The organism is Cellulosimicrobium cellulans, from assembly GCF_001722485.1.
Lineage (GTDB): Bacteria > Actinomycetota > Actinomycetes > Actinomycetales > Cellulomonadaceae > Cellulosimicrobium > Cellulosimicrobium cellulans_A.
The window spans coordinates 26,633-40,084 of sequence record NZ_LWGL01000003.1 but is presented as its reverse complement, the minus strand read 5'-3'; the positions used below and the strand labels follow the sequence as shown (position 1 = coordinate 40,084).

The 13,452-nt window shown below is 72.8% G+C and carries 11 protein-coding genes; 8 read left to right on the top strand and 3 right to left on the bottom strand.

The genetic code is table 11. The features are described from left to right. The first annotated feature begins 24 nt into the window (after window positions 1-24). Window positions 25-801 (top strand): DNA alkylation repair protein, encoded by a 777-nt coding sequence (locus tag JZ5iCDA_RS00980; RefSeq protein ID WP_083259513.1) that lies wholly within the window; start codon window positions 25-27, stop codon window positions 799-801. Window positions 802-895: 94 nt separating this feature from the next. On the opposite strand, the gene JZ5iCDA_RS00975 is transcribed toward JZ5iCDA_RS00980, so the two are convergent. Next, window positions 896-1,291 (bottom strand): VOC family protein, encoded by a 396-nt coding sequence (locus JZ5iCDA_RS00975; RefSeq protein WP_069385407.1) that lies wholly within the window; start codon window positions 1,289-1,291, stop codon window positions 896-898. 220 nt (window positions 1,292-1,511) lie between these two features. Between JZ5iCDA_RS00975 and JZ5iCDA_RS00970 the strand changes: the two genes are divergently transcribed. Next, window positions 1,512-2,405 (top strand): VOC family protein, encoded by an 894-nt coding sequence (locus tag JZ5iCDA_RS00970; protein ID WP_171905261.1) that lies wholly within the window; start codon window positions 1,512-1,514, stop codon window positions 2,403-2,405. A gap of 98 nt (window positions 2,406-2,503) precedes the next feature. Then, entirely contained in the window at window positions 2,504-2,866 is a 363-nt protein-coding gene (locus JZ5iCDA_RS00965) for an L-rhamnose mutarotase (RefSeq protein WP_069385405.1), read from the top strand. Between the two features lie 45 nt (window positions 2,867-2,911). On the opposite strand, the gene JZ5iCDA_RS00960 is transcribed toward JZ5iCDA_RS00965, so the two are convergent. Beyond that, on the bottom strand, window positions 2,912-5,071 hold the full coding sequence (locus JZ5iCDA_RS00960) for an alpha-L-rhamnosidase C-terminal domain-containing protein (protein ID WP_069385404.1): 2,160 nt from the start codon (window positions 5,069-5,071) through the stop codon (window positions 2,912-2,914). 339 nt (window positions 5,072-5,410) lie between these two features. Here JZ5iCDA_RS00960 and JZ5iCDA_RS00955 point away from each other — a divergent pair, with 339 nt between their 5' ends. The 3 genes from JZ5iCDA_RS00955 to JZ5iCDA_RS00945 all read left to right on the top strand — a co-directional run bounded on the left by JZ5iCDA_RS00955 (window position 5,411) and on the right by JZ5iCDA_RS00945 (window position 8,572). Next, on the top strand, window positions 5,411-6,718 hold the full coding sequence (locus JZ5iCDA_RS00955; RefSeq protein WP_069385403.1) for an ABC transporter substrate-binding protein: 1,308 nt from the start codon (window positions 5,411-5,413) through the stop codon (window positions 6,716-6,718). 82 nt (window positions 6,719-6,800) lie between these two features. Further along, window positions 6,801-7,751 (top strand): carbohydrate ABC transporter permease, encoded by a 951-nt coding sequence (locus tag JZ5iCDA_RS00950; protein ID WP_069385402.1) that lies wholly within the window; start codon window positions 6,801-6,803, stop codon window positions 7,749-7,751. After that, on the top strand, window positions 7,748-8,572 hold the full coding sequence (locus tag JZ5iCDA_RS00945) for a carbohydrate ABC transporter permease (protein WP_083259512.1): 825 nt from the start codon (window positions 7,748-7,750) through the stop codon (window positions 8,570-8,572). Before JZ5iCDA_RS00950 ends, JZ5iCDA_RS00945 begins: the two co-directional genes overlap by 4 nt. Before the next feature lie 10 nt (window positions 8,573-8,582). On the opposite strand, the gene JZ5iCDA_RS00940 is transcribed toward JZ5iCDA_RS00945, so the two are convergent. After that, on the bottom strand, window positions 8,583-9,611 hold the full coding sequence (locus JZ5iCDA_RS00940) for a LacI family DNA-binding transcriptional regulator (RefSeq protein ID WP_069385400.1): 1,029 nt from the start codon (window positions 9,609-9,611) through the stop codon (window positions 8,583-8,585). Between the two features lie 290 nt (window positions 9,612-9,901). Here JZ5iCDA_RS00940 and JZ5iCDA_RS00935 point away from each other — a divergent pair, with 290 nt between their 5' ends. Then, window positions 9,902-12,160 carry a family 78 glycoside hydrolase catalytic domain gene (locus JZ5iCDA_RS00935; RefSeq protein WP_069385399.1) on the top strand — a complete coding sequence of 753 codons (2,259 nt, stop codon included), beginning with the start codon at window positions 9,902-9,904 and terminating at the stop codon, window positions 12,158-12,160. Between the two features lie 94 nt (window positions 12,161-12,254). Continuing rightward, on the top strand, window positions 12,255-13,451 hold the full coding sequence (gene rhaI / locus JZ5iCDA_RS00930) for an L-rhamnose isomerase (RefSeq protein ID WP_069385398.1): 1,197 nt from the start codon (window positions 12,255-12,257) through the stop codon (window positions 13,449-13,451). Window position 13,452: the final 1 nt, after the last annotated feature.

The following is a 13,452-nucleotide window of genomic DNA, read 5'->3' as shown; positions in this document are numbered from 1 at the left end:
ACCGAAGGACGGAGGAGCGAGACCATGCCCGCCAGGAGGAACGCACCCCCGGGGACCGCGGGACGGGCCGCCGCACGCGCGGGCTCGTCCCGGCCCGCGACGCCGTCCGCCTCGCCGCGGACGGCGGCCGAGTTCCGGGCCGCGCTGCTCACGCTCGCGACCGCGGAGCAGCGCCGGAAGTACGCGCGCTTCTTCCCCGGCGACGACTCGTTCGTCGGGGTCCGCATGGGCGACGTCTTCACGCTCGCGAAGGCGGCGATCGACCTGCCGGTCGCGGAGATCGAGGCCCTGCTCGACGACCGCGTGCACGAGGTCCGCGCCGGCGCGTGCTCGATCATGGGCAAGGCCGCGACCGCGCGCCGTGTCGTGCCCGAGCGGCACGCCGAGCTCGTCGCGCTGCTCCTGCGGCGCCACGACCGCGTGGACACGTGGGACCTCGTCGACCTGACGGCCCACCAGGTGCTCGGCACGTGGCTGCTCGACCGGCCGCGCGACCCGCTCTACGAGCTCGCCGCCGCGCCCGACTGGCCGCGACGGCGCGCGGCGGTCGTCGCGACGGCCGCGTTCCTGCGCCAGGGCCAGGTCGACGACACGCTCGCCCTCGCCGAGCGCCTGCGCGACGATCCCGCGCCGTTCGTGCAGAAGGGCGTCGGGTGGATGCTGCGGGTCGTGGGCGACGTCGAGCCCGAGCGGTTCCGCGCCTTCCTGGACGAGCACGCCGCCGCGATGCCGCCCGCGACGCTGCGCGCCGCCGTCGAGAAGCTGCCCGCGGCAGAGCGCAAGGCCTGGGCGTCGTCATGACCGCCGGTCCCACCCACGAGGCGTTCGCCGCCCTCCTGCGTGCGTGGGGCGCTCCGAGCGCGCGACCGTCACCGTGCGGGCGTCGTCGCTGCTCCTACGACCGGCCGGCGGTCTCGAGAGGGGGCTGGCGAGCGCAGGCCATGAGCAGGTTCCCGTCCGGGTCGCGGAACTGGAGGATCGCGACCGACCCGATGTCGGTGACGTCCCCCACGAGCTCCACCCCGAGCGCGACGAGGTGCTCGCGCACGGCGGCCAGGTCCTCCACCCACCAGAAGAACCGCGGGGGCCCGTCGGCGGTGAACGCCGGCTGATGGGCGTCGAGCGCGATCCCCACCTCACCCTGCGCGGGCAGGTCGTAGATCCGGTCCTCGTGCGTCGCGGCGCCCGGGGGCAGTCCCAGCAGGGCGCTGTACCAAGCCACGGCCGCCGGCATGTCCCGGACGGGCACGAAGACCTGCCCGATCCGGTTGGTCAGGGGAGAGGGGCTCATGTGCGGCAACCTAGCGCCTGCGTCGGACGGTCCGACGTGCGTGCGGTCGACCCGCCGGCACGGCCACCGCACGTTCACCGGCCGTTCGTCCGGCGGTCCGCCGTCCGTTCCCCGCCGTCCGTACCGTCCACGTGTCCTCCGTGGTCACCACGGTCGTCGTGAGGACGTCCCAGCACATCGGACCACGGGCGCGCGAGCGTCCGCGGAGACAGGAGCTCGCGTGCAGCCCACTGCGACCCCACCCGCCCAGCACGAGCGTGTGCCCCTGACGGGTCATCGCCAGGTGCGGCTCGTCCGCGACCTCGACGTCGCCCAGCGCTGGTACCGGGACGTGCTGGGGTGCGAGGTCGACGCGTGGGGCCACGCCGTCCGGGGAGCGCTGAACCTGCTGCTGCAGGCGGCCGCGCGTCCCGAGGACGTGCGGCCCAACTCCCGGCCTGCCGAGCGGGACACGTATCCCACCGACTGGTCAGGCCCGCGCGAGGCCTGGGACTCGTACGTGTTCGTCGAGTTCGACGACTTCCCCCGCCTGGTCGACGAGCTGCGCGCCGCGGGTGCGGCGGTGACCGCCGGGCCGGACGAGGTGGTCCACAGCGACGGCGCGACGTTCCGGACCGTCACCGTCGTCGACCCCGACGGGTACGCGATCACCTTCGGGTGCGGCCGGCGCGGGACGCCGCCGCCGGCCGGGGCCGCGGACGCCTCGCCGGGCTCCCGCGAGGACCGCACCACGGGCGCCGAGCATGCGTCGCGGGGTCCGCTGGCGCGTGTGGACACGGTGTTCGTCCGGACGTCGGACCTCGCCCGGGCGGAGACCTGGTACCGGGACGTGCTGGGCCTGCGCGTGCGGTTCCGTGCGGAGGACATCGTCGCGTTCGACGTCGACCAGACCGCGCTGACGCTGCTCGGTCCCGGCTCGCACGACGGCACCCCGGTGCCGCGCGACTTCCCGGCCTTCAACTTCTACGTCGCGGACGCCGAGGCGGCGCACGCCTGGTTGGCCGACCGTGGCGTGGACGTCGACCCCGTGCAGCGCGTCAGCGCGTCGTTCGCGGAGTTCACCTTCCGCGACCCCGACGGGACGCTGCTCCAGGTGTGCTCGTTCGCCGAGTAGTCGTCGTCCGCGCGGATCTCGGACGGCGTGACGACCGGCTAGGCTGCCGAACCGATCCACCGCCCGTCAGCGGTACCCACCCGACCCGGAGGCCGACGATGCCCGACCGCCGTCCCGCCCGCGTCTGCTTCACGTCCCAGGTGCGTCGGGACCGTCTCGACGAGTACCGCACCGCCCACGCCGCGGTCTGGCCCGAGATGCTCGAGGCCCTGCGCGACGCCGGGTGGCGCGACTACCACCTGTTCCTGCGCCCGGACGGCCTCCTCGTCGGGTTCCTCGAGACCGACGACTACGCGGCGGCCCAGGAGGCGATGGCGCGCACGGACGTCAACGCGCGCTGGCAGGCGGCGATGGGCGACTTCTTCGTCGCCGACGGGAGCCCGGACGAGGGCTTCGTCGTGCTCGACGAGGTGTTCCACCTCGAGGCACAGCTGGGGCGCGCCGGCCTCCCGACAGGCTGAGCCGGCGACGGGCGTCCGCGCCCGGCCGGGGCGAGACCTGCCGCCTCAGGACCCGTCCAGGTCGACACTCGACGGTCCGACGTGGCGGCCGGTGGGCGTGCGGAGCGCATGACCCGCCGGGACGTCCACCACGACGCGCCCGCCGGCCCACGCCGTGACGGCGATCTCGCCGCCGGCGACGGGCACCACGGCAGCCGCCCAGCCGAGGTCGCCGAGCTCGGGACGGACGGAGAACTCCCGCCATCCCGGCTCGAGCGGGACCAGGCCGAGGACCAGCTCGGGGAGGGCGGCGACCGGTCCGCTCGCCCAGCCGTGGCAGAGGCTCTTCCCGAACGGCCGCCCGTACATCGCCGTCGGGTCCTCGCCCGGGAGCGAGAACTCCTCCCAGAACGTCACGGACCCCGCGTCGAGCATGGGGCCCCACGCCGCCGCGAGCTCCTCGACGGCGTCGTGACGTCTCCCCGCGAGCCCGAGGGCACCCAGCGCGAGCGAGCGCATGAACGGGGTCCGGATCTCCGCCTCGGCGATCGCCGTGAGGGCGGGCTCCGGCACCGGGCCGTCGAAGAGTCCGGCATGCACCGCGAGGAGGTTCGCGTAGTGGTCCGCCCCGCCCTCCTGCTGGTCGAGGTACGTGCGCCACACCCCCGTCTCCCCGTCCCGGCCCCGGGCGCGGAGCGTGCTCCTGACCCGGGCGGCGAGGTCGGCCCAGGTCGCCGCGCCCGCGTGGCCGACCGCTCCCAGGACGTCCGCCGCGGCCTGCAGCGCCCGGCACCACAGGACCTGGAGCGCGACCGGGTCGCGACCGGGCTCGAACGTGACCCCCCAGTCGAGCAGGACGGCGCCCGGCCCCGCCTCGGGGAACGCCTCGGTGTCCGGCCGCGGGCGCAGGACGCCGTCGTCGTCGGCGTCCGTCGCCAGACGCCGGACGAACGCGTCCAGCGCGTCGGCCTGCTCGGCGAGGAACGCGGTGTCGCCGAAGTGGCGGTGGAAGAGCTCGTGCGAGATCACCCACCACAGCGAGTAGTCGGAGATCCCGTTGATGAGGTGCGAGCGCGGCGACCCGAGCGCGCGGAGGCTGGACCGCACCACCTCCGGGTCGGCGAAGGCGTACGCGTTCGAGGCGAGGCTCAGGCCGATGTCGCCGATCCACGGCATCCGGTCGCGCTTGATCCCGTCGACCATGAGCCGCTGCATGCACAGCCGGAGGGTCAGCGCGGCCGACGCCCAGATGTCGGTGAGGCGGGCGTCGTCGCACACGAAGGCGCCCCGGCGCGGCACGGGACGCGTCGATGCCTCCACGTGGACGGACGTCGCGGTGGCGTCCCGGACGCTCGCGTACCGCAGCCCCAGGCGGTGCCGGCTCACCCACTCGCCGGGTGCGCGGAGCACGACGTCGCACCGCGACTCGCCCTGCTCCGGGTCGCCCAGCGCCTCCGCGGCCGACTCGCCCGTGACGAGCACCGGTTCGGTCGCGGCGCGCACCACGACGCGGCCGAGGGCGGGCGCCGGCGCGGCGAACAGGCCGGGTGCGACCTCGGCGAGGGGGACGTCCGTCGTCGGCTCGGGCGCGGCGAAGGCCGGTGCGGAGCCGCCACGCCGGACGTGGACGGGTTCCCACGGTGCGTCGTCGGTGGTGCGGCACTGCCATCCCTGGTCGGACGTCGCGCCGTGGACCCCGAGGCTCGCGGCGCCGTCAGGAGGCGCGGTCACCGTGACCACCAGCCGGTCGCCCGCGGCGACCCGGAGCGCGTGCGCGGTGGTGGGAGCGGGGAGGACGGCGCACGGCTCGCCCGCGGACGAGGCGGTGGCCTCGCCGTCCCGGGACGAGGGCGGAGGCAGCACCTCCACGACGGCCGGCCCGGAGGTGGAGATCGTCAGCGCCCCGCCGGGCAGGGGGCCGGAGCGGAACGTCGTCCGCGGCGCGACGCTGGCGAACGTCGCCGGGTAGTCGACGTGCCGGTTCGCGGCCCTGCCCTCGGCGACGAGGTGGTGCAGCGTGCCGAGCTCGTACTGCCCGGCCGCGTGGAGCCAGGAGACGGCGTCCTCGTCGACGAGGACGTCGGGATAGGGGTCCGGGCTGACGTCCCGGAAGCGGCGGAGGATCTCACGGGCTCCTCGCGGGGCCGTCCGGGAGCGGTCGCCGGGCGCGGGCCCGGAGCGCTCGTCGAGGTCTCCGTCGGCCGCGGGGCCGGGGTCGCACGTCATGGTCGTTCGGTCCTGTCGTCGCGAGGGCGTCGGGCGTCCGTCGCGCGGGCCGCGACGTCGCGTCCCCGAGCCTAGCCTTGAACCGCTTCACCGTGGTGCGCGGCACGTGCTGGCGGAACCGGCGCTCGCAGCCCTCGCGATCGCCGGGCCGCACGAGCGAACCGGCTCCCGTACCCCGCGTCGTCAAGGGTCTCGAGGTCGCGGAACGGTATCGATCCGGCACGTCTGTTGACACCGCAGGTGAGGTCCACCTAGCCTGACGATGAGCAGTGAATCGCTTCAACTGCATCCTTCACCTGGCGGCGCTGCCGGTGCGGTGACTTTACGAGGAGGTAAAGCGTGAACGTTCGGACCCGACTCACGGCAGCAGGGGCCCTGGCGCTCTCGGCGTCCGTCGTCCTGGCGGGGTGCTCGACGGGAGGGGGCGGGTCCGAGGACGCCTCGACCCTGACCGTCTACATCGACACGGCACCGAACTCGATCGACCTGTGGGAGGGCATCGCCGCGGCCTACGCCGACGCCAACCCCGACGTGACGATCGAGGTCGAGACCCACCCGGGCGGGTCGGAGGGCGACAACCTCGTCAAGACGCGCCTCGCCACCGGCGAGATGAACGAGCTCCTCTGGTACAACTCCGGCTCCCTGTTCCAGGCGCTCAACCCGGACCAGAACTTCCACCCCCTCGACGACGAGGAGTGGGTGTCCAAGGTCAGCGACGACTTCAAGACGGTGGTCTCCACGGACACGGCGCTGTACGGGGCGCCCGTCGGCCCGTCCTTCGGCGGCGCCATCATCTACAACAAGGACGTCTACGCCGACCTGGGCCTCGAGATCCCGACGACGTGGGACGAGTTCATGGCCAACAACGAGGCCGTCAAGGCCGCGGGCCTCACCGCCGTCGTCCAGACCTACGGCGACACCTGGACCTCCCAGGTTCCCGTGCTCGGCGACTTCTACAACGTCGAGACCATCCAGCCGGGCTGGGCGGAGGACTACACGGCGGGCAAGGCGAAGTTCGCCGAGCAGCCGGCGCTCGCCGGCTTCGAGCACCTCCAGGAGCTCGCGGACGCCGGGGTCATGAACGAGGACTTCGCCTCCGCCACCTACGACGACGGGGTCCGCCTCCTCGCCGAGGGCGAGGCGGCGCACTACCCGATGCTCACGAGCAACGTCGCCAGCGCGATCGGTGAGAACTTCCCCGAGGCGGCGGACACGCTCGGCACCTTCCCGATCCCGTCGGAGGACCCGTCGGTCAACGGCCTCACGCTGTGGATGCCCAACGGGATCTACATCCCCAAGTCGTTCGAGGGGGAGAGGCTCGAGGCCGCCAAGGAGTTCGTCGCGTGGCTCACGACGCCGGAGGCCTGCGCGGTCCAGGCGGAGACGATCACGCTCGGCGGTCCGTTCGTCATCGACGGGTGCGAGCTCCCCGAGGACGTCCCCGCGGTCGTCTCGGACATGCAGCCGTACCTGGACGAGGGCAACACGGGCCTCGCGCTCGAGTTCCTCTCCCCGATCAAGGGCCCGGCTCTCGAGCAGATCACCGTCGAGGTGGGCTCCGGCATCCGTTCCGCGCAGGACGGTGCGGCGCTCTACGACGAGGACGTGAAGAAGCAGGCGCAGCAGCTCGGGCTCGAGGGCTGGTAGGCCGTCCCCCGGCAGAGCAGCCCGAGGCTCGGAGCGTGGGGCCCGCCGACGACGGCGGGCCCCACCGCGTGAAGGAGAGAGCATGGCAACGGTGCAACCGGCCCCGGCCGACACGCACGGCACGTCCCACGACCGCTCCCGGGGCCGCCAGGCCCCGGGGCCCCGGAGCGCGCGACGCAAGCGCAGCCCGTACCCGACGTGGTTCTTCATCCCGGCAGGCGTCTTCTACGTCGTGCTGTTCGCGATCCCCACGGCGGCGTCGTTCTACTTCGCGCTCACCCGGTGGAACCTGTTCGACGCCGAGTTCATCGGCCTCGACAACTTCGTCCAGTTCTTCCAGGAGCCGGCGCTCGTCCGCGGCTTCGTCAACACGTTCGTCTACGCCTTCCTCACGTCGGGGCTCAAGGTCGTGCTCGGGCTCCTGCTGGCGGTCCTGCTCACCTCGCAGATCGTGGCGCGCGGCTACCTGCGGTCGGTCGTGTTCTTCCCGGTGCTCGTGAGCACCATCGGCGTCGGCATCATGTTCGAGGTGCTGCTCGACCCGTTCGACGGGCTCGTGAACACCGTCCTCGGCTGGTTCGGCGTCGCCGGTCCCGGCTGGCTGACGGACCCGTCGCTCGCCCTATTCTCCGTCGCGCTCGTCGACGTCTGGAAGGGCGTCGGCCTCGCGACGCTCATCTACATCGCCGGCATCGTGACGATCCCGCAGGAGTACTACGAGGCGGCGCGCGTCGACGGCGCGGGTCCGTGGAAGAACTTCTGGAACATCACGCTCCCGCTGGCCCGGCCCGCGACGGTGACCGTCGTCCTGCTGTCGCTCATCGGCGGCCTGCGCTCGTTCGACCTCATCTGGGTCATGACCCGCGGCGGCCCGGGGTTCAGCAGCGACGTCATCGCGTCGGTGATCTACAAGCAGTACCAGGCCGGGTTCTACGGCCTCTCGACGGCGGGCAACGTGGTCCTCTTCGTCGCGATCGCGCTGATCGTCTTCCCGCTCAACCGGTGGCTCAACCGCAAGGAGATCGAGTCGTGAATCGCAAGGGGCTCGTGCTGGGTTCGGTCTCCGTCCTGCTCAGCGTCGTCGTCTTCGTCGTCCCCTTCGTCTTCGTCGTCCTCACGGCGTCCAAGACGCAGCAGGAGGCGTCCCTCCTGGCCTTCTCGCTGCCCACGGAGTGGGCCTTCGTCGAGAACCTCGTCGACGTGGTGCAGACCTCGGACTACGTGCTCATCCGCGCCTTCGCGAACTCGACGATCCTCACGGTCGTGAGCGTCGCGATCATGACCGTGCTCGCCGCGATGGTGGGGTTCGTGGTCCAGCGGCGCCGCAGCCGGTGGAACCCCGTCGTGAACGCCCTGGTGCTCGCCGGGCTCATCATCCCGCCGGCCGTCGTGCCGACGATCTGGGTGCTGCAGGGCCTGGGCGCCTTCAAGACGATGGCCGGGCTCATCGCGGTCCACGTCGCCTTCGGCCTGTCGTTCTGCATCCTGCTCTTCCGGGCCTTCGTGGCGTCGATCCCGCGCGAGCTCGACGAAGCCGCGCTCATCGACGGCGCCGGCCCGGTCCGCCTGTTCTTCCGCGTGATCTTCCCGCTCCTGCAGCCGGTGATCGTCACGGTCGTCGTCGTGCAGGCCGTGACGGTCTTCAACGACTTCACCTACGCGCTGTACTTCCTCCCCGGGACGGACAACGCGACGGTGCAGCTCACGCTGTACAACTTCCAGTCGCAGGGCCTGAACCAGTGGAACCTGCTCTTCATGGACGTCCTGCTGATCACGATCCCGCCGCTGGTGATGTACATCTTCTTCAACCGCCAGATCGTCGCGGGGATGACGTCCGGCGCCGTCAAGGGCTAGTTCCGCGACGTCAGGCGGCCACGCTGGACGACCGGACGACGAGCTCGGGCTGGAAGACGACGTGGTCGCGGACGGGGTCGCCCTCGGCTCGCCGGGCGAGCAGCAGGTCTGCGGCTCGGAAGCCGATCTCGTGGGTCGGCTGCCGCACGGACGTCAGCGGGGTGGCGAGCTCGGCGGCGACCTCGATGTCGTCGTAGCCCACCAGGGCGGTGCGCGCGAGCAGCTCCGGCCGGCGGCGGCGGATCTCGCGCTGCACGCCGATCGCAACGAGGTCGTTGACGCAGAAGACGGCGCGCGGCGGCTCGCCCTCGTCGAGGAGCCGCGCGAACGCCGCCGCGCCGCCGCTGGCGTCGAGGCTCGCGAGCGGGACCTCGCGCACGGCACGAGCAGGGTCGAGGCCCCGGCGCTCCACCGCCCGGCGGAGGCCGTCGAGGCGGTCGCGGCACTGGCGGATCGCGTGGGGGCCGTTGAGCATGACGATCTCCTCGTGGCCCAGGTCCAGCAGGTGCTCGCCCGCCGCCCTGCCGCCGGCGAGGTCGTCCACGGCGACGGACGACAGCGCGGTGGTCGGGGACGGGACGTCGAGCAGGACGACGTTCACGCCCCGCGCGGCGAGCCGGAGGAGGGGAGCGAGGTCGTCGCTGGTCGGGACGACGAGGAGCCCGGAGACGCCGTGCTCCTCGAAGAGGCGCAGGTAGCGGGCCTCGCGCTCCGGGTCGTCGTCGGAGCTGGCCAGCATGAGCGTGCGACCGGCCTGCTCCAGGCGGTCCTCGATGCCCCGGGCGACCTCCGTGAAGAAGGGGTTGCGGATGTCCAGGACGATCGCGCCCACGGTCGTGATCGTGCCGGCGCGCAGCTGGCGAGCGGAGCCGTTCGGCACGAACGAGAGGCGCTGGATCGCGTCGAGGACGCGGTCGCGCGTCGCCTCCGCCACCCGCTCGGGCCGGTTGAGCACGTTGCTGACCGTGCCCACGGACACGCCGGCGAGCCGGGCGACGTCGCCGATGGAGCTGCGTCGGGGGGCGGTGGTCCTGGGCACGTCGTCCTCTCGGTCCAGGGTCGTCGACCCGCCGGGCGAGGCTCGTCCGTCGGTGGACCCAGCGGCAGCATAGCGACGGGGCCGAGCCCGCGCGCAGCGCGCGGGCCCGTCCCGGCGCGACCGGGCGATTTCCAACAGTTCACATCCCTGTCACGACCGGTATCGCTCGTTTCCTGAGGACGGTTGTGAACCGATTCATTCCGTGTTAGGTTCGCCGCAGTCGACGGATGACGACGAGGTCCGGACCCCGTTCACAGGGTCGAGCACAGGCGCTCGAGGTGAGGAGATCGATGAGCAGCACGGCCCCCGTGTCCCTGCTGGACGCGGCACAGATGATCACCGCCGACGCGGACCGCGGCCGCGCGATCCTGCTGGCCACCACGGTCCGGCTCGAGCGGGACCCTGAGGCGGTCCGCTCGGCGCGGCTCGTGTCCACCGCGCACGGCGTCTACGAGGCGCGCGTGGACGGCCGGCCGGTCGACGACGCCGTGCTCCGCCCGGGGTGGACCGCGTACGAGTGGCGCCTCCAGGTCCAGGACGTCGACGTCACCGCACTGGTGCGCGGAGGTCCCCGCGAGACGGTCGTCGAGGTGCTCCTCGGCAACGGCTGGTACCGGGGCGACCTCGGCTTCGAGGGCGCGAAGGCCAGCTACGGAACCGACATCGGGTTCCTCGGCGTCCTCGAGGTGACGTTCGACGACGGGACGGTGCAGACCGTCGCCAGCTCGCCCGCGTGGACGGCCCGCCTCTCGGACACCACGGAGAACTCGCTCTACGACGGCCAGCGCATCGACGCCCGGCTCCGTGCCGCGGAACCGACCGCGCTCCCCGTGCGGGTCGTCGACCTCGACCGTTCCGTGCTCGTGCCGCAGGTCGGGCCGCGCACGGTCCGCCAGGAGGTCCTCCCCGCCCGGCGCGTGTGGACGTCGCCCTCCGGCCGCACGCTCGTCGACTTCGGGCAGAACCTCGTCGGGTGGGTGCGCTTCACCGTGAGCGGCCCGGAGGGCACCGAGATCGTGGTCCGGCACGCGGAGGTCCTCGAGGACGGCGAGCTCGGGACGCGGCCCCTGCGGTCCGCCCGTGCGACCGACACGTTCGTGCTCTCGGGCGGCACCGACTCCTTCGAGCCCACGCTGACGTTCCACGGCTTCCGGTACGCCGAGGTGACCGGCTGGCCCGGCGAGCTCACCACGGACGACCTCGAGGCGGTCGTCGTGCACTCGGCGATGCGCCGCACGAGCGAGTTCACCTGCTCCGACCCGCTCGTGAACCAGCTCGTCCACAACGCGGTGTGGGGGCAGAAGGGCAACTTCCTCGACGTGCCGACGGACTGCCCGCAGCGCGACGAGCGGCTCGGCTGGACCGGCGACATCGCGGCGTTCGCCGCGTCCGCCTCCTTCCAGTTCGACACGGCGGACTTCCTGCACAAGTGGTTGCTCGACCTCGCCGAGGAGACGCGCCACGCCCCCGGCGGCGCGGTGCCGTACGTGGTCCCCGAGGTCATGAAGCACGGCGACGTGTCGCACTGGGACAACCCGTTCGACACGACCCCGACGGCCGTCTGGGGCGACGCCGCCGTCTGGGTCCCCGAGGCGCTGTGGCGGGCGTACGGCGACGAGAGCCGCCTGGCCGCCCACTACCCGGCGATGGTCATGCACCTCGAGTCCGTGGAGGCGGCGCTGTCGCCGTCCGGGCTCTGGGACCAGGGCTTCCAGTTCGGCGACTGGCTCGACCCCGACGCGTCGCCCCACGAGCCGGCGAAGGCCAAGGCGGACCCCGGCGTCGTCGCGACGGCCTGCCTGTTCCGGAGCGCGACGTTCGCGGCCGAGGCGGCGGGCGTGCTCGGCCGGGCGGACGACGCGGAGCGGTGGGCCGCGCTGGCGCGTCGCACGCGCGCGGCGTTCTCCGAGCACTACGTCGACGGCGGCAGGGTCACCTCCGACTGCACGACGGTCTACGCGCTCGCCATCGCCTTCGGCCTGCTCGACGACGCGGACCGCGCGGCGGCGGCCGACCGGCTCGCGGAGCTCGTGCGCGAGAGCGGGTACCGGGTGACGACCGGGTTCGCCGGCACGCCGTTCATCACCTGGGCGCTGTCGGAGACCGGGCACGTCGAGGAGGCGTACCGGCTGCTGCTCGAGAAGGAGTGCCCGTCCTGGCTCTACCCGGTCACGATGGGGGCGACGACGGTCTGGGAGCGGTGGGACTCCATGCTGCCGGACGGCTCCATCAACCCGGGCGAGATGACGAGCTTCAACCACTACGCCCTGGGCGCCGTCGTCGACTGGGTCTACCAGGTCGTCGCCGGCATCCGTCCCGCTGCGCCGGGCTACGCCGAGGTCCTCGTCCAGCCGGTCCCCGGCCCGGGCATCGACCACGTCCGCGCGGCCTACGAGTCGCGCGCGGGACGCATCGAGGTCGAGTGGACGCACGACGCCGGGGCGTTCGTCCTCGACGTGTCGATCCCCGACGGCGTCCCCGCCGAGATCGTCCTGCCCGACGGGAAGCGCACCCGCGTGACCGGCGGGACCCACCACCTGACCGCCTGACACCGACGCCGCCGACACAGCGGCACCACGTTCCACAGTCCCCGCGCCGCACGGCGCGGGAAGCGGCCTCGGCCGCCTCGAAGGGGAGAAGCACATGAGCACGACAGAGGGCACCGAGGCCCGCGTCCAGGCGGCACGGGCCGCGCTGCGGCAGCAGACGATCGAGCTGCCGTCCTGGGCGTTCGGGAACTCCGGGACGCGCTTCAAGGTGTTCGCCCAGCCGGGCGTGCCGCGCGACCCGTACGAGAAGATCGCCGACGCCGCGCAGGTCCACCGGTACACGGGGATCGCGCCGCGCGTGTCGCTGCACATCCCGTGGGACCTCGTGGACGACTACGCGGACCTGTCGCGCCACGCGGCCGACCTGGGCGTGTCGATCGGCATGATCAACTCGAACCTGTTCCAGGACGACGACTACAAGCTGGGCTCGCTCACGCACCCGGACCCGGTCGTGCGCAAGAAGGCGGTCGCGCACCACCTCCAGTGCATCGAGGTCATGGAGGCGACGGGCTCGCGCGAGCTCAAGCTGTGGCTGCCCGACGGCATCAACTACCCGGGCCAGGACTCGATCCGCGCGCGCCAGGACCGCCTCGCGGACTCGCTCGCGGAGGTCTACGCGGCCCTCACGGCCGCGCACCCGGAGAACCGCCTCGTGCTCGAGTACAAGTTCTTCGAGCCGGCGTTCTACGCGACCGACATCCCCGACTGGGGCACGTCGCTGCTGCACTGCCTCGCGCTCGGCGACCGGGCGAAGGTCGTGCTCGACACGGGTCACCACGCGCCGGGGACGAACATCGAGTTCATCGTCGCCCAGCTCCTGCGCCAGGGCCGGCTCGGGGCGTTCGACTTCAACTCGCGGTTCTACGCCGACGACGACCTCATGGCCGGCGCCGCGGACCCGTTCCAGCTCTTCCGGATCATGCACGAGATCGTCCAGGCCGGGGCGCTGGCCCCGGACAGCGGCGTGAACTTCATGCTCGACCAGTGCCACAACGTCGAGGCGAAGATCCCGGGGCAGATCCGGTCCGTGATGAACGTCCAGGAGGCGACGGCGAAGGCGCTGCTCGTGGACGCCGAGGCGCTCGAGGCCGCGCAGGTCTCCGGCGACGTCCTCGCCGCGAACGGCGTGCTCATGGACGCCTACAGCACGGACGTGCGGCCGCTGCTCGCGGACCTGCGCGAGGAGCAGGGCCTCGCGCCCGACCCGATGGCCGCGTTCGCGGCGTCGGGCTACACCGAGAAGATCGTGGCCGAGCGTGTCGGTGGCACGCAGGCCGGATGGGGAGCATGAG

What these genes read in the sequence shown, in the direction of transcription:
- JZ5iCDA_RS00980 (WP_083259513.1), top strand. Translation starts at nt 25, where the DNA reads ATGCCCGCCAGGAGGAACGCACCCCCGGGGACCGCGGGACGGGCCGCC.
- JZ5iCDA_RS00975 (WP_069385407.1), bottom strand. Translation starts at nt 1,291, where the DNA reads ATGAGCCCCTCTCCCCTGACCAACCGGATCGGGCAGGTCTTCGTGCCC.
- JZ5iCDA_RS00965 (WP_069385405.1), top strand. Translation starts at nt 2,504, where the DNA reads ATGCCCGACCGCCGTCCCGCCCGCGTCTGCTTCACGTCCCAGGTGCGT.
- JZ5iCDA_RS00960 (WP_069385404.1), bottom strand. Translation starts at nt 5,071, where the DNA reads ATGACGTGCGACCCCGGCCCCGCGGCCGACGGAGACCTCGACGAGCGC.
- JZ5iCDA_RS00950 (WP_069385402.1), top strand. Translation starts at nt 6,801, where the DNA reads ATGGCAACGGTGCAACCGGCCCCGGCCGACACGCACGGCACGTCCCAC.
- JZ5iCDA_RS00935 (WP_069385399.1), top strand. Translation starts at nt 9,902, where the DNA reads ATGAGCAGCACGGCCCCCGTGTCCCTGCTGGACGCGGCACAGATGATC.
- rhaI (WP_069385398.1), top strand. Translation starts at nt 12,255, where the DNA reads ATGAGCACGACAGAGGGCACCGAGGCCCGCGTCCAGGCGGCACGGGCC.